Origin of the sequence: Vibrio sp. Vb2880, assembly GCF_033337975.1 — a bacterium.
Taxonomy (GTDB): Bacteria; Pseudomonadota; Gammaproteobacteria; order Enterobacterales; family Vibrionaceae; genus Vibrio; species Vibrio alginolyticus.
Map to the genome: position 1 here is coordinate 1 of NZ_JAWORT010000001.1, position 22109 is coordinate 22109.

15 protein-coding genes and 1 pseudogene are annotated in these 22109 nt (G+C 45.2%); 4 read left to right on the top strand and 12 right to left on the bottom strand.

The window, feature by feature from the left end; all coding sequences use genetic code 11:
* Both R7M92_RS00005 and R7M92_RS00010 read left to right on the top strand, forming a co-directional pair.
* A pseudogene (locus R7M92_RS00005) lies at positions 1–390 on the top strand (hypothetical protein); the annotation flags it as partial.
* Positions 391–394: 4 nt separating this feature from the next.
* Positions 395–2041 carry a BatD family protein gene (locus tag R7M92_RS00010; protein WP_238843697.1) on the top strand — a complete coding sequence of 549 codons (1647 nt, stop codon included), beginning with the start codon at positions 395–397 and terminating at the stop codon, positions 2039–2041.
* Between the two features lie 129 nt (positions 2042–2170).
* Here the strand turns inward: R7M92_RS00010 and R7M92_RS00015 are convergent, their stop codons facing one another.
* The 5 genes from R7M92_RS00015 to R7M92_RS00035 all read right to left on the bottom strand — a co-directional run bounded on the left by R7M92_RS00015 (position 2171) and on the right by R7M92_RS00035 (position 8171).
* A complete protein-coding gene (locus R7M92_RS00015; RefSeq protein ID WP_262634142.1) occupies positions 2171–4294 on the bottom strand; it encodes a GGDEF domain-containing protein in 2124 nt (707 codons plus the stop codon).
* A 326-nt stretch (positions 4295–4620) separates the two neighbouring features.
* Positions 4621–5370, bottom strand: a complete 750-nt coding sequence (gene pstB, locus R7M92_RS00020; protein WP_005375156.1) for a phosphate ABC transporter ATP-binding protein PstB — start codon at positions 5368–5370, stop codon at positions 4621–4623.
* A 60-nt stretch (positions 5371–5430) separates the two neighbouring features.
* Positions 5431–6294 carry a phosphate ABC transporter permease PstA gene (gene pstA / locus R7M92_RS00025; RefSeq protein ID WP_005383923.1) on the bottom strand — a complete coding sequence of 288 codons (864 nt, stop codon included), beginning with the start codon at positions 6292–6294 and terminating at the stop codon, positions 5431–5433.
* A gap of 22 nt (positions 6295–6316) precedes the next feature.
* Complete coding sequence (gene pstC, locus R7M92_RS00030; RefSeq protein WP_005375154.1) at positions 6317–7249, bottom strand: phosphate ABC transporter permease subunit PstC; 933 nt, start codon at positions 7247–7249, stop codon at positions 6317–6319.
* A 100-nt stretch (positions 7250–7349) separates the two neighbouring features.
* On the bottom strand, positions 7350–8171 hold the full coding sequence (locus tag R7M92_RS00035) for a phosphate ABC transporter substrate-binding protein (protein ID WP_005375153.1): 822 nt from the start codon (positions 8169–8171) through the stop codon (positions 7350–7352).
* A gap of 330 nt (positions 8172–8501) precedes the next feature.
* Between R7M92_RS00035 and R7M92_RS00040 the strand changes: the two genes are divergently transcribed.
* A complete protein-coding gene (locus R7M92_RS00040) occupies positions 8502–10145 on the top strand; it encodes a methyl-accepting chemotaxis protein (protein ID WP_154203997.1) in 1644 nt (547 codons plus the stop codon).
* Between the two features lie 101 nt (positions 10146–10246).
* On the opposite strand, the gene R7M92_RS00045 is transcribed toward R7M92_RS00040, so the two are convergent.
* The 6 genes from R7M92_RS00045 to R7M92_RS00070 all read right to left on the bottom strand — a co-directional run bounded on the left by R7M92_RS00045 (position 10247) and on the right by R7M92_RS00070 (position 20349).
* Complete coding sequence (locus tag R7M92_RS00045) at positions 10247–10819, bottom strand: DUF1566 domain-containing protein (protein ID WP_017820503.1); 573 nt, start codon at positions 10817–10819, stop codon at positions 10247–10249.
* Between the two features lies 1 nt (position 10820).
* Positions 10821–12254, bottom strand: a complete 1434-nt coding sequence (locus R7M92_RS00050) for a DUF1566 domain-containing protein (protein ID WP_318132455.1) — start codon at positions 12252–12254, stop codon at positions 10821–10823.
* A gap of 25 nt (positions 12255–12279) precedes the next feature.
* Entirely contained in the window at positions 12280–14532 is a 2253-nt protein-coding gene (locus R7M92_RS00055) for a proprotein convertase P-domain-containing protein (protein ID WP_318132456.1), read from the bottom strand.
* A gap of 9 nt (positions 14533–14541) precedes the next feature.
* A complete protein-coding gene (locus R7M92_RS00060; RefSeq protein WP_285385242.1) occupies positions 14542–16683 on the bottom strand; it encodes a TonB-dependent hemoglobin/transferrin/lactoferrin family receptor in 2142 nt (713 codons plus the stop codon).
* A complete protein-coding gene (locus R7M92_RS00065) occupies positions 16684–18681 on the bottom strand; it encodes a prolyl oligopeptidase family serine peptidase (RefSeq protein ID WP_318132457.1) in 1998 nt (665 codons plus the stop codon).
* Positions 18682–19005: 324 nt separating this feature from the next.
* Positions 19006–20349: a DEAD/DEAH box helicase gene (locus tag R7M92_RS00070; RefSeq protein WP_044129603.1), complete on the bottom strand. Its 1344-nt coding sequence runs from the start codon at positions 20347–20349 to the stop codon at positions 19006–19008.
* A 550-nt stretch (positions 20350–20899) separates the two neighbouring features.
* Here R7M92_RS00070 and R7M92_RS00075 point away from each other — a divergent pair.
* A complete protein-coding gene (locus R7M92_RS00075) occupies positions 20900–21154 on the top strand; it encodes an Lpp/OprI family alanine-zipper lipoprotein (protein WP_005375145.1) in 255 nt (84 codons plus the stop codon).
* Positions 21155–21180: 26 nt separating this feature from the next.
* Here the strand turns inward: R7M92_RS00075 and R7M92_RS00080 are convergent, their stop codons facing one another.
* The gene (locus R7M92_RS00080) at positions 21181–22107 is read right to left on the bottom strand and encodes a L,D-transpeptidase family protein (protein WP_005383933.1); all 927 of its coding nucleotides are present in this window, start codon (positions 22105–22107) and stop codon (positions 21181–21183) included.
* Positions 22108–22109: the final 2 nt, after the last annotated feature.

Sequence of the window (22109 nt, forward strand, 5' to 3'; positions counted from 1 at the left end):
CAACAGCAACAGCAACAGCAACAGCAACAGCAACAGCAACAGCAACAGCAACAGCAACAGCAACAGCAACAGCAACAGCAACAAAAGTCTCAAAACGAAGGGAAAGAAGCGCAAGGACAACAGTCACAAAATCAGCAAGATTCTGAAAATAAAAAAGAAAAACAAAAAACGGAACAACATCAACCGCAACGAGATGACAAGCAAGTGAAGGATCAAGGTGAACCAATACAGGCTAAAGCGCATCCCGAAAAAATGCATCAGGATGATCCTGAGTTCCGTCGACTAGAAGCAGTAGAAAGTGCTCGCGACCCAAGCTTTTTGATCCGTGCGCAAATGCAACTTCAAGCGCAACAAAAACAACCTCCACAACAATCTCAAAAGGAGTGGTAAGCCTGTGATGAACAAAGGCGTAAAACTGGTCTTTATTTTTGTGGCCAGCCTAATATCCAGTTTCTCGGTGATGGCACAGACACTTCAAGCTAGTGTGAATAAAACACAAGTAGCCAAGAATGAAGTGATTAACCTCAGAATCATTTCAGATACTGAGCTCAGCTCAGACTCAATCGACTTCAGTGTTCTAGAGAAAGACTTCTTCTTGGGTCAACCTCGTTATGGCCGCTCTAGCAATAACATTAACGGAAGAAAATCAGTGCGTACCGAATGGAGTATCTCAATTGCACCAATGAAAGAAGGTGTTCTGACTATTCCAAGTTTTTCCGCTGATGGCATGAAAACGGAGCCGATCAAACTACGTGTCAACGCAAGCCAAACAGACCCCAATCTTGATGATCTATTTAGCTTCAATATTACGGTCGACAACAGTACGCTCTACCCTCAGCAATCTGCAACATTACGTATACAACTTCTAATTAAAGCGGACACTCGACGCCTAGATAACCCGCAAATAGTACCTCCACAGATTGAAGGCATGAAGCTTGAGGCACTGGGTGGCTTACAACAAAGACAGAAGATCTTAAATGGGTTAGAAGTAGCGGTCATAGAGCAGTCGTTTCGCTTAACGGCCAATCAACCAGGCACTTATACCTTGATAGGTCCTAAACTGACCGGTTCTTATATTTATGGCGACAGCTTGACGGGCTCAACCAAAATAATGCCTATCAACACCAAAGCGGAACGCATGCCAATCACGGTCAAACCGATTCCGAGCGAATTTAAAGGTGAATGGCTTCCTGCTTCAGCGTTAGAAATGACACAGAGCTGGCAAGACGATCAAGGTAATCTATTGTCGACTAACGCGATCAACACAGTAAAACAAGGCTCTTCACTCACTCGAACCATTCAAGTTAAGGCTCGCGGTACACAAGCCGAATATCTGCCACGAGTCAATATTAGTTACCCGAGTTCACTGCGCGTGTATCCCGAACAACCTAAGTTCGATAGCGCGAGAGATGGCACCGTTACCATGACGGTGAAGCAAGTCATTATTCCTACAGAGGCCGGGAAATATACCTTACCAGGATACGACTTGAACTGGTGGGACAGTCAAAATGATGAAGCGAAGAAAACAACGTTACCAGAGCTAACATTAGACGTAGAGAAAAATGACACTGGGCTAATCACGTTGCCGGAATCGCCTCTTTCAGCGCCTTTAGTGTCAGCCCCTAGTCCTGAATCAAGCGGCGATGTAAACAGTCTCTGGCGAACATTAACCTTTGTTTTCTTAGGGCTTTGGATAATGACATTGGTAATCGCTACTTGGGCATGGAAAAAGCGGTCAATAACAGCGAGTGGAACGGTTTCAAATACTGAACAACCACTTTGCATCGACGCGCTAAAAAAAGTCATCGAAGAGGGCGATGCTGCGAAAATTGAGCGCTCTGTAAATGAGTATTTAACCACTCATCAAGACAGGTTAAACCCTGGTGACGTACAAGCAATTAAGCAAGAGCTTAATGCCATGAATCAAGCGTATTTTAGTGCTAACCAACAACCTTGGAGCCCTGATTCGCTGCTAGCGAAAATTCAAAACCTTGGCAAAGCAAACGTAACGAAAACCGACCACCAACTCGAAAAGCTATAAATAACTAGATAACAATGGCAGCTCTCATGAGCTGCCCATTCTCTTATGCGGTCAAATTTGCTTTAGCGGTTTTATCTAGAGCACCAACCGCCGCCCCCTTCCCTATCAAGTTGCTCTTATGAACATCACTCACTCAACAAACACTTGGGGCTCGTATTCGTATCGCCTTACACAATTTCGCCCATGATTCTTCGCTTGATAGAGTGCCTTATCCGACAACTGATATAAATGGTCGAAATTAAAGTCTTTGCCTTTCGCTTTATAACAGGAGTAACCGACTGAAACGGTAAGTAACTCCCCTTCTGGGTTATGTCGATGCTTTATCCCCTCGCCCTCGATGCACTGACGAATGCACTCTGCTCTCAGTCGAACCTCCTCTTGCTCAGAACCAATCATGAGCAATGCAAACTCTTCACCTCCGATACGGCAAAAAACTTCATCTTCACCTTTGGTATGATGATCCAAGATATAGCCAATTCGCATCAATGCGATATCGCCTTCGAGATGACCATAGTGATTATTGAATAAGCCAAAATGGTCAATATCAATCAGGATCAGGCCAAACGACATGTCGTCTTCACACTCTAGGGCACAATATTTTTGCATCACATGTTCTAACATGCGGCGATTACCAAGACGCGTCAAAGGATCGAGCTTAGAAAGTACCTCAAGCTGTCGATTGGCTTCCTCCAACTCTTTTGTTCGGTTCTGAACCTCCAGCTCTAAGTTTTCGTTTAATTCACGAATCGCCTCTTGAGCTTGAGTACGTTGCAATACTTCAGCTAAGCTGGACGCGAACATACGAATCACTTCACGTAACTGAGAAGTTAACGGCGCACGTGTCAGCAAATTATCAACAGCGATAAAGGCGATAGGACCACTGCTATTTGAAGTCAATACCGTCATCGCAGCCCAACCAAAGCCAACAATATTACAGTCATGATAAATAGGCACTGATTCTTCAAATGCGACTTCGTTTGGCATTGAGCGAGCCAGATTTATAAGAGAGAAATCTTGGGTTTCGCCAAAGAAGTAAGATTCATCCACCACATTACCTTGAATATCGGTACCCCACGTTCCTTGCATGTAAGAGCAATTTTCATCAGTTAAAAACACCGCCATTCGATCAATACCAAGATTTTTAATGGCGAAAGTGACGGCCGATTTGCATACTCCACTGACAGTAGTGCAACGTGATAACTCAACCATGCTTGAATGCAGCATGCGTACGTTTTGTTCTTGGCGCTTACGAATGTAAATTTGAGAGAAAAGTGAACCAAACGAGTCCAACATCTGTTTTTGATATGCCGTTATCGGCTTACGATGAATAAAGTTATCTAGCGCGAACCACCCAAACGGTTCATTGCCATCGCGTAAAATCAACATCGCATTCCAGCCCTGCCCGATGACCTTGCCTGCTGTGTATATTGGCGCGTCTTCTACAATCACTAAGTTGCTCTCAAGGCTAGATAACGCGGTGATATACTCCTCGCTAAGTTGATGTAAATCGTATTGTGTGTGAAATTCATCAATCGTAATTCCTGACTCATCCGTGCCGTATGTACCACTGAAGCAGCGCTTTTTCATATCGAGAAGCATCAGTGTAGAGCGATCAAACCCAAGTCGTTCACGTAACGCTTCGACGGCTTTGTAGTACAAGTCCTTTAAAGAATCAGGATTAGAGATTTCGAGTGCAACTTGCTGAACTAACTTCATATTTTCGATAAAGCGCTCGCGTTGGCTAATCTCATCAACATATTGCGCTTCACGAATATCTCTGTGCCTGATCTCTTTCGAGGCATTTTTTTCAGCACGAATACATTGCCAACGCGCCGCTGCGAGCTGCATTGCGTCGTAACTTTCTTCATAGATATTATGTGCTGTGCGAGCATGTACAGATTGAATCAGTAGGTAGGTACGTTTGATAGGCGTGTTGTCGAGCATCATGATGTAACTATCACCGCCTAAATCTCGGGTGTGATTCCAGTTACAAGTGTTGATCGCCAGAGGTATGATGCTTTCAGAGGTATCAAACTGACTTGCCCACTCCCAGAATGTCTCAGGATAGTTTTGGGTTGGGTAAAGCTCTCCGCGAGAGAAGCTCATCGAATGACGAGGGTTAATTGAAGGATCTTCAAAAATAGCGAGGGCTTGAGGGGAGAACAGACTCTCTAAATGATCAAAGATTGCCTCCGCTAGCAACCGATGGTCCCTCGTTGAAGACACTTTTCTTGTAAAACTTCTTAAACTCACCCTACCAACCTAATCTACTTTTTTATCCTCGATAAAAAACTACTTAGGCCATGATATGCAATCAATACGTTCAAATTTGAGCTGTTAAGTCATTCGCAAAATTATCAGACTTAGTGTTACATTCGAGAACTCTTCAGCACTTTTAAAGCCATGTTTCACATAAGTTACATGCTTTATAAACTGAGGAGGAAAGTTGTACTTATTTACAAGATTTTTGTGTTGGTAGATGTTTTAAGCCTACGACTTAAAAAGAAAAAGGCCCCTCATTAAGAGGGGCAAAGTTACCATCGCTTATAGTTATTTAGTTATGCTTGAAATACGGAGGATTAACCGAAATCACCATTTACGTAGCCTTGAGTACGGTCGTCTTGAGGGTTGCTAAAGATCACTTGCGTATCGTTGTGCTCAACCAGTTCACCCATTAGGAAAAACGCAGTGCGGTCAGAGATACGACGCGCCTGTTGCATTGAGTGAGTCACGATAACGATGGTGTAGTTCTTCTTTAGCTCTTCCATCAGTTCTTCGATTTTGTGTGTCGCAATTGGGTCAAGTGCCGACGTTGGCTCATCCATCAGAATCACATCCGGCTCCATCGCGATTGTACGTGCAATACATAAACGTTGCTGCTGACCACCAGAAAGACCGAATGCGTGTGATTTAAGGCGATCTTTCACCTCATCCCAAAGTGCAGCACCGCGCAGCGAACGCTCTACCACTTCATCAATCGTCTTTTTGTCTTTGATACCTTGAGCACGTAAGCCGTAAGCCACGTTCTCGTAAATGCTCATCGGGAATGGGTTTGGCTTTTGGAATACCATGCCGACTTTGATGCGAAGGTCAGCAACATCAATGTTGCCGTAAATATCTTCGCCGTCCATCGCCAATTTACCTGTAATTTTCACGCCTTCGATTAGGTCATTCATTCGGTTCAAACAGCGTAGAAGCGTTGATTTTCCGCAACCTGACGGGCCGATAAGTGCAGTTACTTGGCGAACTGGAATTGGTAAGTTGATCGATTTCAGTGCTTGGTTGTCACCGTAGAATAGGTCTAGGTTTTCAATATCAAATTTGTTCATTGTCTTAATCTCTTAATTCTTGAATTCGTGTCTTTTAACGTGCGTTCTTAATTAGTGTTGTTAGTAAGTTGCGGTGTTAAAACGTCTAGCAATCAGTTTCGTTACCATGTTGATCAAGAGAACAACTACGATAAGCACTGTTGCCGTACCGTAAGCCTGATTCCATTCTTCAACGGTAAACAGTTCGGTAGTCAGTTTGTATAGATGAACGGTTAGCGTACGACCTGAATCCAATAAAGAATCCGGAATACGTGCAACCATACCTGCTGTCAGGAATACTGGAGCAGACTCACCAATGACACGACCAATACTTAGAATGACCGAGGTTAAGATACCTGGCATTGCGCTCGGAAGAATCAAACGCCAGATAGTGTAAATCTTAGAAGCACCGAGGCCATAAGAGCCTTCACGGTACGTTTGTGGTACTGCCATCAGCGCTTCTTCCGTTGTACGGATGATCACTGGCAGGATTAGGATACTTAGCGTCAATGCACCCGACAGAATCGAGAAGCCAAGGCCAAGAATCGCCACGAAGAAAGTCATACCAAACAGGCCGAAAATGATCGACGGGATACCCGCCAATGACTCGGTACAGAATCGGATGATTTTCACCAAACGACTGCCCACTTTCGCGTATTCGGTCAAGTAGATTGCCGTCATGATACCGAGTGGCGCTGCCACTGCGATAGAAGCGATAACCATGTAAATGGTCGCCACAATCATTGGGAAGATACCGTGCTCTTCACCTGTGCGCGTATAGTTATCAGTAATGAAGTTCCAATCTACGTGTTGTAGACCGTTTGATAGGATGTACCAGATAATCCAGAACAAGAAACCTACCGTTAGTGCTGCCGAGATCCAGACAAATGCGTTAAAGACATTATCTTTGAACTGGCGTGCTTTTTTTAGTTTTGCGCGATCCATAATAGTCACCTTTAACGAGCGATTACTTCGCTTTTTCTCGGTTTAGGTACAGTAGTACAGCGTTCAACGACATGATGAAGACCAGAAGTACTACACCTGTAGCGTAAAGTGCGTTCGCGTGAACACCACTTGCGTAAGACATTTCAATAGCGATGTTTGCAGTTAGTGTACGAGCCGAATCAAGGATGCCTTCTGGCATTGCCGGCGCATTACCCATAACCATGATAATCGCCATGGTCTCACCCAACGCACGACCGATACCCAGTATCACACCTGTCATGATGCCTGAGCGAGCCGCTGGAACGAGCAACTTAAAGATGGTGTAGATTTTCGATGCGCCCAGTGCCAAAGAACCTTCTTTATAAGTACGAGGGACAGCGCGGATAGACGTTTCAGATACCGTAATTACTGTTGGTAGAATCATCACACCAAGAACAATAATACCGGCCAAGATAGTGTTACCTGCAGGTACATCAAATACCTTCTGAATCAATGGAACGATAATAACCAGACCGAAGAAACCGTAGACCACTGAAGGAATACCGGCTAGCAGCTCAACCGCTGGACGGATAATGTCTGCTAATCGCTTTGGTGCGATTTCAGCGATAAAAATGGCGGTCAGAACACCAATTGGAACCCCAACAATGACAGCACCAGCCGTCGATACGATAGACGCCACAATCATGGTGGCGACACCGTAAAGCGCAGGTGGTAACCAGTTTTGTCCTAAGACAATGCCCGATACGCCTGCTTCTTGGAATGCCGGAATACTCTCTCGAACGATGAAGTATGCAATAACGGCCAATGAAACAATGCCGATTACGGCACTCGTTAGGAACAAGCCGTGGAAGATGCGCTCTTTCCAGTCTACACGACGCTTCTCGCGTAGGCCTGACTTGCTGATAGCTCTAGCGTCAGTATTCATAAGCTTTTCACTATTTGTTGCGATGGTCATTTAAAAATCTCACGGTTCTGGGCAATGCCGTTGAACACAATGGATAGAAAAGGCTCAGCCCTAAACGTTGGGCTGAGCAAACTTTAGAGTCCCGATGGGATTAGTTAACTGAGATGTAACCTTTTTGGTCAACTAGCGCTTGCGCTTCGTCAGTTAGCATCCAGTCTAGGAATTTTTGCGTTTCTGTTGATGGCTTGCCTTCTTTGTAAAGAACAAGGAATGGACGCGCTACTTTGTAAGAACCGTTTTTAACGTTAGCTACCGTTGCATCAACGCCGTCGATTGCTAGCGCATTAACAGTGTTGTCTACAGTACCAAGAGAAATGTAGCCGATTGCGTATGGGTTAGATGCAACCATTGTTTTCAGTGCGCCGTTACCGTTTGCAACTTGAGCACGTTGAGAGATAGCTGATACTTTCTTACCAGAAATCTTCATTTTTAGAGACATGATGTCTTCAAATGCGCCACGAGTACCAGAAGCCGTGTCACGAGTAATGGCTACGATTGGCTTGTCTGCACCACCGACTTCTTTCCAGTTTGATACTTCGCCTTTGTAGATTGCAGTCACTTGCTCGGCTGTTAGACCTGGCAGTTTGTTTTGTGGGTTAACAACCACTGCGATACCATCACGAGCAACCACTTCTTCGATTAGTGTTGATTCTTTTTCAGAGTCTTTTAGATTACGAGAAGACATACCAAGGTCTGCTGAACCATTTTTCGCTGCTTTTACACCAGCTGAAGAACCAGGACCTTGAACTTCGATAAATACGTTAGGGTTCTTCTTCATGTACGTTTCAGAGAAAACTTCCATCAGTGGAGTTACGCTGCTAGAACCCACTGCAGAGATAGTTTCTTTAGCAGAAACAGGAGTCACTGCCATTGCGCCTAGAAGTGCGATTGCACCGATTACTGTCTTTTTCATCACAATTTCCTTAAGTGGCTTTATTGCCGTTGTGTTTCACTTGAACGGTGCTCACTTTAGAATTTGAATATGACAGTTGTGTTTCACTTAGTTGAACCCTCTATGACACGTTGTCATTTCTAACTATTAATTCCGCGACTTATCCCTCTCTCAATTTGAACGTAACGTTTTTATAAGTTGCCTCATGTTCAAGATGATAACCCCATCGATTTTGGTACATTTCATAACAATTAGATATGAGTAACTCATTGATTTGGCGAATGTAACAATTAAAATCGAAATGCTTATTTATAAAAAAGATAATAATCAAACCGATAGAGGGTCAATCTCATGCGTCAATTTCTTAGTACGCTTTCTATTAAACTTCAGGTTTTTCTGCCTGTTCTATTCACAGTTATATTACTCATCATTGGACTAAGTGTCGGAATCGGTAAACTCGATCAAGCATTCAATAAGGTTTCGGCTTCCACCCATAAGCTAATCATTCACAAAGAGGAACTTAGCGGCATCGTAGACAACACTTACGCCATGCGCATCAAAGCCATTTATAGTCTATTTAGAGCCGAAGATGTTCAGTCTCTCAACCAAGAGCTTTCTGAGCGACAAAACAAAAACCGCGATTTTCTTAACTCCATCGACAATCTCCCTGGCGTTCAAAATGAAGTCAATGCTATGCGTAAGGCCATGAATCACTATGTTGATTTCACTCGCGTTACCATGACACCTCTGCTCACCACTAAACACTCTTCTGATTACACCACCTCTGATTTCAATCAAAAGTACGAATCTGCAATGGCTGAGTATCGATTAGCTGGCGAAGCGATGATCAACGCCATCGACAAACTATCTAAACAATTGAATCAAATCGTCACCGATGAAGTCGAAACGAATGGCGAACAACATTCAACCACGCTAACTTACAGCGCCGTCTCGCTTGCGGTGATCTTGAGTGCCGCTTCACTTATTAGTTGGGTACTCGCCAGCTACATCGTTGCACCGATTCGTAACCTTCAAGTAACGATGCAGGAAGTCGCGAAGGGAAACCTACTAGTTAAGGCCGAAGCCATCGGGAAAAACGAAGTGTCTCAGCTGGCTCGAGATGTAAACCAGACCATAGAAAAACTGCGTGAAACTGTAAGCGCATTGGTTCGCATTAGTGAAGATGTGGCATCAGCATCAACCGAGTTAGCAACTGTTATGACTCAAAGCAGCGTCAACTCGGATCAAGAAAAGCAAGAAGTTGAGCAAGTAGCCTCGGCGATCAATCAGCTAGAGTCGACCGCAGCTGAAGTATCGACCAATGCACAAGAAGCCGATAGTGCATCAAATCAAGCACGTACGTTAACCTCACAAAGTATAAGCATGTTTGGGGAAAGCACTCGCGCAAGTGAAAAGATGGCGGAACAACTTAACGAAGCCGCTGCCGTCGTAACTTCGCTAAAAGATCAATCAGAACACATTGGTCGCGTGATCGAAGTGATTGAAGGTATTTCTGAGCAAACGAATCTACTTGCACTGAATGCAGCGATTGAAGCTGCACGAGCGGGCGAAAGTGGCAGAGGCTTTGCGGTAGTGGCCGATGAAGTACGTATGCTGGCAGCGCGAACTCAGGAGTCCACCAAAGAGATCCAAACCATTATAGAAGAGCTACAGCAACAATCTGGTCACGCAAATGAAAGTATGCATTTCAGCTTAGCGATGTTGTCAGACAACCAAGCTCTGACACAAGAAGTTAGCCAATCACTTGCTAATATCAGTAATGCTATCGCCGATCTGAACTCAATCAACACTCAAGTTGCGACCGCATCAGAAGAGCAGAAGCAGGTCACGGCTGATATCAACAACAACTTAACGAACATCTATGAACTAGTGAGCCAGAACGTCACTGGTATCACTCAATCAGCCGCGGCAGCGCAAGAACTGTCTGGCTTAGCGGAAAACCAAAAACATCAGCTTAAGCAGTTCCAAGTTTAAATACTCTGCTCAACACGATAAGTTCCAAAGGTTAGAAAAGAAAAAGCTCCGCACTGGCGGAGCTTATTAACATCTGGATTCGTGAAAATCCAACGGGGTGATTACTCCTCGTCAGTAACCAGCAGAACAGAGGAAATGTTCGTTGACTCTAGTGGGTTCCAGTTGTAAACCTCACCATTAAATGAATCAAACACCATAACGTTTGAGCCATCACCGTTTGGTGTGTTACTCCAGATGTAACCAGCATAGTCACCCACCTCTAGCGTGTAGCCACTTGCGAATGCAGTGCCGTTCATCGCAGGGCTATGGCAAGCACGTTCTGTCAACGCGACTAACTCCTTAATGTTTGGTATGCGCCAATTCTTTTTGCCAGCGAAGTCATATAAAGCATGATTACCTGATTCATTGCGGATTTGCTCAGCGGTTGATAGCGCTAACTGCCATGACATCTTAGTCGCAGCGCCATCACAAGCTTCGTTTGCCGTATTCCACGTTGAACCAACAGGGCAACGCATCCATGTTAGACCTGTTTTCAGGTCAGTTACGGTACCGCTCTCAGAATATGTATAACGCGTGTTAGGTGCCGTTTTAGCAAAGTCAGTAGAACACTCTTGTGCAGCCATTACAGTTTGAGAAGCCAAAGCAAGAGATAGTACAGTTATTAATTTCTTCATCTTATTGGCCCTTTACTGCTACTAGACGGATTGGGAATTGGAATGACGTGCCTGTGTCACGCTCTACTTTGTCAGAATAAATTTCAACAAAGCTTACGTGGCCACGGTCAGCGCCCTTCGCTGCAATCACTGCAAATTGAAGTGCACCTTCGTAGTTAGCAGGAGAGTAATTATTAAATGTGAAATCACTTAGCCAAATAGCACCTGAATTAGCGTCTGGGCTGCCTTTACCCTGTTGAGGGAAGTAAGCTGTCGTCATACCATAGACATTGCCGTCGGCGTCTTTCTCTGTCTCACCTAAGTCGAGAACATCGTAGAACTCTTGGTATGTTGGTAGGCGCCAGTCACTAATGCCACATAGTGATTGCTTGTTTATATGTTCAACATATTGGCTTGTTGAACAGATGCCATCAGCAGCATCCACACAACCAACGACTTCAAGATCTTCGTAATACGGCTTAAATGTTTCAGACTCAAACGCAAATAGGCGATCTTTAAATTGAACTGAGCTCGCATCCGCACTCTTATTTTCCCAAACAAGACCAGTACGTTCGTCCATAGTACAAGCCCACTTAGTCGCATCTGCTGCTAAAGCTGCACCTTGTGAATCTAGCTTAACGAACTTAAAGCCAGCGCCTGTCGACGTTTGCTTGTCCTCTTTGTCGAAGCCGTATTCCGCATCTTGACCAGGGTAAGACGCTTGAACCTCTACTACGTCTGCTGCTCCTTCAGCAAAATAAAGAACGGCGCCCGTATCGTTACTACCAACCGTTTGTTCAGCAACCGCTACAATTTCTTCAGCAAATGCACTTACTTCCGCTTCAGACAGAAGATCAGAGGCCAACGATTTACCTTGGAAGCTAAGATTTTGAGCAAGCAGCGCTACGCCTTTGATCATTTGCTTTGGTTGCATCGCAGCTAATAGCACAACCGTGTTTTGCTCTAGCTTGTCTAGCTCGCTAGCTTCTGCGTTAGACATCACCGTACCAGAAAGAGAAACGCCGGCATCGGTGAGTTGTGCTTTCACAATCTCTTCAGCTTGAGCAACGGTTTTACCGTCAATTACAAGACCCGCGAGCAACGTTGTTACACCATTGACCGTGTTACCCGTTGCTAAATTTTGACCCGGAGCCGCAAGACGCAACGTTTGGTTTGAACCTTGATCAACTTGAGCAAGAATGGTACTGGTTAGTACGTTTTTGTCGCTTGAAGTCAGGCTAAATTTACCGGCATTATCCGTTTTAGCACTCGGTTCAGTGGAATCACAAACGTAGTTTTGGTTTAAATCGATGCACACTGGCGTATCAAGAAGTGTACCTGCAGAAACGATGGTGCCAGCTACATCATAGGTCGGTGCCGACGTGTCACCACCAGAACCGCCGCCACAGCCAGCTAGGGCTAGTGACATAGCAACGAAAGAATATTGAAACTTCATAGATTTTATCTTCTTTTGATTTTAATTAACGAGAGCGAATCACTCTCACCATTGAAAGCAGGAAAAGTCCTAACAAGGTCCAAGGCGAGCCACTGCCACCTGAACCACCACCACTGCTTTCTTTAGTGGTATCAGCACTGCACTGATACTGAGCAAAGTGACTCACACCCCACTCTTTCAACACCCCAAAGTTCCCTGACACACGGTCAGACACTTCGAGACGCCAAGTACCCCAACTCGGTTGACCGACAAGCGCTTGTAACTCCTCGTCATACTGAGCTGTGAAGTAACCTTTAAATCCATTGGTATTGCTTGATTGATGGCTAAGTAGCACAACTGATTTGCCTTGTGGAGACACTAGCGTCACTTGCAGATCTTGCAGTGAGTCATGTTCGATGTTCAGGTAAACCGCAAACGAATCATCAATCGTGCGTGACTTGTCCGATAGCGTCTGAGAGAACAGTCTGTCGCCCTGTTCCGGCAAAGCGGAGTTCACTGGTTGAGGCTGGATATCGAGCTCTGGCGTACCATTAACCAGCATCACCTTTTCACTCCACTGGTGAGTCTTTAGGCCTTCAGAAAATTGATAATCCAATGAAATAGAGGAATCGAATTGCGTGCCACATGTTAGACCGCTTGGTAACGCCACCTTCATTGAGGTCGAGTCAGAAAGCGTTTCATCAAAGTCGAAAACAGATGCGTTGTTTAGCTGCCATTGCCCTTTGATGCTCGCTTCACGGCCAGTTTGGCTCAGGCTCAAACCAACGTCTTGACCTTGTGCGATGTATCGAGCGTCATAGCGAACACGAAGAGGCGCTTTAAGTAAGTTGTGTCTGTTGAAGCTGTCCGTCAGGAATTGGGCGTAGTCTTTATTTGGGAACAAGGTGTTTGCGGCAAACACGGTCGACTCCGCCAGATCATGCATTTTCACGCCACGACCAATGCCGTACATGCCTTCAAGAACAATGGCGTCAAACTCGCGGAACACCCTATCGGTATCATCACCGTATCGTTCAACCGATGCTTTAAGCGCTTGAAACAGCGGCGTTGACCATAGCTCGTCACCTAGTTCACCGCCCACACTGACGTGCGCTGGGTACTCTGAGCTCTCGAAGTAACGTGCTCTTTGGTTCCATAAGCTACGAGTTGTTTTGCGTGTTCCGAACACACCGTCCCAGTTGAACACCGTATCTAACTCGAATTCTTGACCACGACGCGAAGCATCCAAATATTGAGTTCGGTAGCTCGCGCTGCCCGCCCAGTAATCAGCAAAACCCTCTGCGATAGCACCAGTGTGACCGTACGCCCAATCCGGTACGATTTGGTAATGAATGCCATGCCCAAGCTCGTGTATCACTACATCAGCATCGACTGCATCCGGAGAAACACCACCAACACCCAGCATGAGTGCTTTTGGACCGTAATAGTAAGTAGAGTTATCTTTTGATAAACCGCGAGCATCAAAGCGAAGTGGTTCATCAAACAAGTCGTAAGTCAGGCTTGTCAGATATTGGATCGAGCTATCAAGATGATAAAAAGCCATCAACTGTGGGAACGCATTGTCACCAAACTCGGTGCTTTGCATCTCATCAACACTGTCAAATGCTTGAACCCCTTCTGCGCTGAGAAAGTCCAACGTATCGAGTACAGGCGCTTCACCAGGTGCTGGGGCTGCAAATAAACCCGTCGCATCCACTTGCTTCAATCTTGGGTTAGACAAATAGAACTTACCGCCGGACTGTAAAACCTCAATCGGCTTGGTGACGTACTCGATCGGCTGAGGGTAATCGGATAGTGCTGACCACGTCGATTCTGGTGCCGCTTGTTGTTGCATAGTACGAAGATCTGGGTTGAATAAAGAAACCTCAACATCAACCAAACTTCCAGAGCTCAGAGCCGGTGGCTCTTGTGCTTGCAGTTGGCGAGGCGATTCCAATTCCATTGCAACCGTTGGTTTACCGTTGCGAATTATCGTATCGTCAAGGCTCTTAAACACTCGCACAACGTGATGATTTTTATCGGTTGTTACTACGAGGGTGCGCTGTGCTTGATATTCACCGTTTACCCAAACATCAAAATTGTAATGCTCACCAAGCTGAGACTGGGTTTTGTAACGGAACTTAAACTCGCCCGCTTCCGAGTAGTGGCTGTCTAGATAAGTTTTCGCTTGCGCTTCATTCGTTACCACAGAGTCCGTTGCGGGATAATCCCACTCTGCAGCCTGTGCCGCAGGGGTACAAGCAATAAGCAGCGAAAACGCCAATGGTTTTAGCTTCATGATTTCGTCCTAGAATTCGTATTTTGCATTTAGCGTGAAGTAGCGCCCAGGCTCAGTTGAGTAACGCTTACTTTCCTCAGCGATACCCGCTACGTCTTGGTATCGGATGTATTCTTTGTCGAACAGGTTGATGATGTTTGCGCTAACACGAAGGTCTTTGGAAACGTGGTAAGTTGCGCCAATATCAAACGTATTCCACGCACTTGTCTGCGCGCACTCTGTCGCTAGACCAAGCGTGGTCTGGCATTTAGGAACGCGATCCATGGCCGCGGCCCAGTTCCAAGCCACGTAAGCATTGAAGTCTTGGTTGACGTATTTCAGTTGAGCGTTACCTTCGAATGGCGTAATGCTTCGAACGTATTCACCTTCCGCGTCTTTGCCATCTACGTAGCCAAACTTGGTGCTGATGTTCCATCGCTTAGTGATCGCGTAACCTGCAGAAAGCTCTGCACCATACGTCTCGACACCATCGAGGTTTTGGTATTGTTTAATGTAATTACCATTGCTTGAGTCAAAGCCCGTGGTCACAACGTCGATGAAGTTTTCAAACTTGTTGTAGAACAAAGACGCATAGACATACGCACGACCGTTATCGAACTTGTTACCGATTTCAAATGAGTCGGAAGTTTCAGCTTCTAGATCCATGTTTGGTGCAATGACAAACGGCGTGAGCGGCACAAAGTCGTGGCTTACGAAGCCATACGCTTTATCGTATTCCGGAGCACGGTAACCATGGTTATAAGATACATAAGCAATGTTGTTGGCAAATACCTCACGAGAAACCGACAAACTTGGAGATACCTCTGAGCTATCCATGTCTTTTAATGGGAAGCCGCCCACTTCACCCGCACCGTCTGGCGTGAGACGGTGCGCATCAAAGCGTAGGCCACCTGTGATGGTCCATTTATCCAGTTCCACCATGTCTCGAACATACAAGCCAATGTTATAAGCACGAGCAGGAGCGAAAGGTTGTTTGGTCGAAGGCGTTACCCCGTTCCAATCAATCTTGGAATCGCTATCTGTGCGCTCGTAATAGTCTGTAGAAAGCTCAACACCGTAAGCCAATTGGTGCTCAGCATTTGCTGCATAAATCGTATTGGTGAAATCGCCACGGAAGCCAATTGTTTCGTCAATGAAGGTTTTGTGTTCCAGCTCGCGACGCTTGGTGATCAAACCATTGTGATCCACTTGGCGCATTAAACGGTTGGTGTCTTCCACCACTTCGGTGTGACGCCAGTAAACTTTGGTATCCAACTCTTCGAACCAAGTTGGATTAATCGGTGTCACCTCTGCACCAATGTAAGCGCTGTACTCTTCCGTGGTTTCATCTTCAGCAAAGTCTTCAATATGCCAGATTCCATCAGGTTGAATGGACGGTGATCCCTCCAAACGCTCTTGATTCTGGGTGTAAAGTTCCGCTTTGGCTTTCAACATCACCTCTTCATTGAAAAAGTGGTTGATCGTATAAGCACCGCTGTAACCATCTAGGTCGCGGTTATACAAATCTTCATCAAAGTTACGTGTCTCTTGCCCTTGCCAGTATGAAACGTTGAACAAACTCTCTGTATCACCGGAGCGGAAAGCTAGGTTACTCGTACCTTTGTACTTGTTACTGATGTCGGTGTAAGTACCGGAAACATCGGTGTAGAAGTCTTTGTCTTTTAAGAAATCACCCGGCTGACTGGATTCTAAAATCACCACACCGCCGATCGCGCCAGAGCCATGCACCGAAGAACTTGCCCCTTTAATGATTTGCAGCGATTCAAAATTGGATAAATCAAAAGTATCTCGCCCAACGGCATCATTAATGTCATTCGCACCGAAGCCATCCGCAGAACGAATGCCATCACGAACGATCATAATGCGGTTACCCGTCATACCACGGATGGTAATGTTTTGCGGACGTCCTGCACCGCCCGTCACGCTTACACCAGGTTCGTTACGCAGCACGTCATATAGCTCGGTCTCGCCTCTTTCTTCGATTTGCTCGTTTGTGATAACCGCGACACTACCTGCCACTTTTGACAATGGCTGATCGATTTTATTGGCGGTTACCACCACCTCTTCCATTGAGAAAACCTTAGATTCGGCGTGCACTTGACTGGCAGCAAGTACCGAAAGTACTGCCGCTGACACTGGGGTAAGCTTCATTTACTGCTCCGCTTTAGATGTTTTAATGAGTGATAGTAGAAATGCGTATTCTTTTGCTTGTTGTTCTTGCGCTTGTCGTGGGTCCATTTGGTGGCCCGAATTAAAATCAGTTTGCAACAAGTACGGCCCGTTGCGCTCACTTAACGCTGAAACTTTAGCGAGATACTTTGCGCCTTCCCAATATGGCACGCGCTGATCGATTAAACCGACTTGAACAAACATGGGTGGGTAAGCGTCTTTATGGATATTGAGAATCGGATCGTACGCCTTCATTAACGCCAATTGTTCAGGTTTGGTTGGGTTACCCCATTCGCCATACTGCTGTGTGGTAAGCGGAAGTGAGGTATCCGACATACTTGCAACCACATCAACAAAAGGCACTTTAAGTACGACACCTGAAAACAATTTAGGATCTTGATTAACCGCTCCGGCCACCAACGTGCCACCAGCACTAGAACCGATGGCGAAAACCTCTCTATTGCCACGTTCGAATGTTTGCAGCGCCTTCGCGGCCGCGACAAAATCACCAATAGAATTGGCTTTTCGCACACCACGGCCTTGCTTGTGCCATTCATCGCCAAAGTACCCACCGCCACGGACATGGGCGATAGCGTAAATCACACCTTGGTCGAGTAAACTGATAACCTGAGGCATAAAGTACGGTTTCATCGTAAAACCATACGCACCGTAACCGTAAATCATCACAGGAGATTGTGGGTGCAATTTGTCTTTGCGATACGCCAAAGAGACAGGGACAGAAACGCCGTCGTGCTTAATAAAAATACGTTGGGATACATAACGCTGACTATCAAAGTCTTGGTAAGCATCTTGAGAGTACAAGGATTTATTCAGCGTTTTTACATCGAACTCTTCCCACTGAGGAGGCGTAGTCATCGACATGCTTCGGATACGAATTTTGTTTGATTCAAAATCGCCCAATGTGCTTAGCCAAGCGACATTACCATCGTGTTCCAATGGCAGTATCACTTTTTCCTGACCTTGGTAAGAATACACCGTCAAAGTCGACACATTGTTTGGCTTGCTAAGTGCCACAACTCCTGCATCATAAAGGTAGAACTGTTCAAGCGGCTCACGAGGATTGGTAAAGCGTTGCCATGTTGCGCGAAGCGGTGCGAGTTCGGCTTGGTAAAGGGCGAACTTTCCTTCAAGGTTGCTTTTCAGATAAATGTAACCTTTCGCCACATCCGCGTAATATTCCACACCCACTTCAGGCTTTCGCAATGAATCTGAGACAGTGCCCGTTTCTAGGTCGACAAGCTTCTGCTCTGTTGTTGACTCGTTGTTGCTTTGCAGCACAGCATAACGGCTATCTGCCGCACGATAGAAAGAAAGTAACCAATCTGACTTGGGTTCATTCCATAGGACTGTTTTTGCCAAAGATTCAGTGGAGATACGTAAGATCTGATGAGGTCGCTGAGTGCGCATTTCCTTTGCAACGAGGAATGCCACTTTTCCGTTAGGTGATAACAATACGCCACTATCGACGTGCGTCGCCAGTTCCGTAGATTGGCCGGAGAGTAAATCAACAACCACGGCGCGATATTGTTCGCTGCCGTCGATATCTTCCGTGAAAAGTAATGTGTCACCATTCACTTGCCATTGACCAAGTTGGTAGTACTGATGCGCAGATTGTCGTTCATCGAAATCGAACACCACGTTTTCTGGTGCATGTTGACTCGCACGGGATAATAGTAAGTAACGACCATCGCGACGCGTTAGCGTCCACTCTCTTCCACTCACGATCGACCATGGCTTATCACCTTTGTCTGCCACCATGGTATCCCACTGCGTTAGTAGGTTTTTTGTCAACGTCTGATAACTTTTTTGGTGCTGTTCAGTTTTGTGGTTTTGTTCTGTTAGGTAGGTAAGAACTCGCTCATCTTTACGAGCATCATCTCGAAGCCAGTTGAAATCATCAGCAGCAAAGCCAGAACTAGAGGTAATTATGAGCCCTAAAAAAACATGAGTAAATTTCATATAGAGAGCGAATTCATTTATAGGATTAATACAATGGCGCGTATTCTGCCCTTAAATAAAAATGAGATCAATTATCATTTTCATAATCATGTGAGATTTTTATCTAGTGTGTGAGGAAAAACGTTTGCTTTGACCGAGGTAATAAAACTTAATAACTTCCTAAATTAGCGTTCTATGCTGTTTATATACAACCAGACAAGTATAAAAGCTGACAAACGAGTGAGTATGGAAAGACGCTATTTCACCTAGCGACAGACATAAAAAATCCGAGTGCGAACACTCGGATTTTTAAGAACTAAAATCAATGGGAAACTACAGCAGCTTTTACTCTTCAGAGCTCGGTGCCGCTGGTTTTTTCTTAGGGATGAAGACATCATCACCCACAGATACGTTTTTGTAGAAGCTCTTGTCACGCTTAGCTGGTTTTTTCGCCGACTTTTTCGCTTGAGGGCGAGCTTTCTTTGCGGTCGCTTTCTTATTGCGAAAATCTGGTTTAGGTGGCTTAAGGCCTTTAAACTTACCTTTCAAATCTTCGAACACTGAAAACTCAAGATCTTGTTGTAGGTATGATTCTACACGTTTAAAGCTATCCCAGTCTTTTGGACCAACAAGAGAGATTGCATCCCCTTTGTTTCCAGCACGACCAGTACGACCAACTCGGTGTACGTATTCTTCAGTATGCTTTGGCATATCGAAGTTGATGACGTGTGTCACAGTTGCAATATCCAAACCGCGGGAAGCAACATCAGTCGTTACAAGGATCTTAAATACTGCGCGCTCAAACTGACTCATAATGGTGTTACGTTGAGTCTGGTTCAAGTTACCACTCAGTGCTACAGCCTTCAGTTTCTTTTCGTTTAGCTTTTCTGTTAGTCGCTCAGTATCATCACGCGTTGCCGTAAAGATAATAACTTGACGGTATTCAGCCTCAGAAAGAACACGATCTAAAATTGCCTCTTTATGATCCAGGTGATCACACAAGTAAAATTTTTGCGTAATATCTTTATGTTCTTCGTTAGAAACGCCGATAGCAATACGCTTTGGCGCATTGAGCATTTCAGCCGCGATTTCATTGACGTCTGCATGATCTAATGTCGCAGAGAACATCAACGTTTGACGACGACGATGCTTGGCTGCTTTATGAATGCGACGAAGCTCTGGTGCAAAGCCCAAATCCAACATACGGTCTGCTTCGTCAAGAATCAGCGTTTCCAAACCATCCAGATAAAGCGAACGATGATCTAAGTGATCAGCCAAACGTCCTGGTGTCGCCACGATAAATTTCGGGTAACGACGCAGAGCTTTTACCTGATCGTTAAAGTTCTCACCACCCAAAATCAGTGCTGCTTCATAAGATAGGCCAGCTAGCATAGAACGAAGCTCACCATATACTTGTTTCGCTAGCTCACGAGTAGGAGCAAGGATAACCGCGCGAGGGTCTTTCGCAGAAAACGATTTTGTCTTTAAAGACTTATGAAGCATTGGCAATACAAACGCCAAAGTCTTGCCCGAACCCGTTTTCGAAGATGCCAATAGATCCTTGCCTGCAATCGCAACAGGAATCGCCTGCTGCTGAATGTCAGTCGCTTTTTTAAAATCGTAGTGTTTTAGGTTCTTCAACAATCGGTTGTCTAGGCCTAGATCTTTAAATTGCAAAGTATTCTCCAATAAATCAGTCAGCGTCTGAGCGCTCTGTAGTGTCGTTTCCGCTCTAACGCAGCAAAAAAATAAAGCTCGGTATAATACCGCAAATCATAGGAGTATAGATAGAGATCACACAAACTAATTCCCTGTGGTAACGGTAAAACATCATTTGTGGCTCAGTTCAGAGTAAAGCCTAGCCTTTTTGATATGCATCTGAACGTGAAGTTTAATGAAAGGCCTTTCAGATATGTCTTCTATTCTTCAACAAAACGACGTAAATAGCAGTTATTTGGGCCAATAAACTTTCATTTGTGTCAATATCGTCTAAATTATTGATATCAGGAACGTGGCAAATACACCTGCTATGAAAACTGTTGTGAGAGCGAGGGAGAAGATAGACTATTCACCTTTGTTAAGCTCAGGTAAAAGTTGACGTCAGGTACTCCATGAAATTCTTGGGTTTTTTTGACTTTTGCTACATCATGTACTGATAAAATGTAACCACATTTAACCTCGCTACTGTATAAAATAATAGTTGGTGGCGAGACTTTCACTATAAGCAAGGAGTTCTTATATGAACAAAACGTTGATCGCAGCTGCAGCAACTTCAGTACTTCTACTAGCCGGTTGTGCTTCTTCTGATGACGCAGCAACAGCAAATGCAGCAAAATTAGACGAACTAAGCAACCAAGTTAGCCAACTAAGCCAAGACGTACAAGCTCTTCAATCTGACGTTCAAAAATCAGGCGCAGCAGCAATGGCTGCTCAAGAAGAAGCTGAGCGTGCTAACGAGCGTATCGATAACATCGCTCAGTCTTACACTAAGTAAGATTTGATACCGCGTCTTAACGCCCGTTAAGGCGCGGTTATTTCGACAGGAACCCCATTCTGTGCAGCGATTGCTGCTTTAGCCTTCACGTTTTTCATACCGAATTCATCCAGCCACCACTTTAACTCTTTCGGCACTTTGAGTTCATCTTTCTCGCCATTACTACGAGTCAAAGGCTCATGTGCTTCTAAGAACACACTTCTGTCAGGTTCAAGTGTCATTTTGATAGGCTGATTAATGATGTTAACGTCTTCGCCGTTACGAACCTTGTCAAATAACCACTCAATGTCACTTGGGTCCATACGAATACAACCCGCGCTGACTCGCATACCAATCCCAAAGTCCTTGTTGGTACCATGAATTAGGTATTCGCCATTCCCGTAAGCTAAACGCAATGCAAACATACCAAGTGGATTATCAGGCCCCGCAGGAACAACGGCTGGTAGGTCAATGCCCTTTGCTTTGTACTCGGCACGAATAGAGGCTGGAGGAGTCCATGTAGGGTTCGGTCGTTTTTGGCTGATACGCGTTGTCATTACTGGGGTATCGCGCCCTATTCGGCCAATTCCGACAGGAAATACATGGACAATATCTTCTCCTTTCGGAAAGTAATACAAGCGCAGCTCGGCTAGATTAATAACGATACCTTTATAAGGTACGTCTGGGAGGATTAGCTGTGTCGGAATAGTAAGAACATGCCCCTCTTCTGGTAAGAAGGGATCCACGCCTTTGTTTGCGGCCATTAAACCTAGCATACCCACATCGTAGAGCTTAGCGATATTTGCCATGGTTTCGCCTTCTTGCACGACGTGGTTTTCAAGGCGACCAATTAAACGGCTTCCATCCTCTGGTAATTCGTACATCTTAGCGAATGATAGACCACTCACTAAAGATAACGACACAGATAGCAGGGTACGTTTTGCGAAACTCATTGATCGCTTTTTGCTAAGCATTT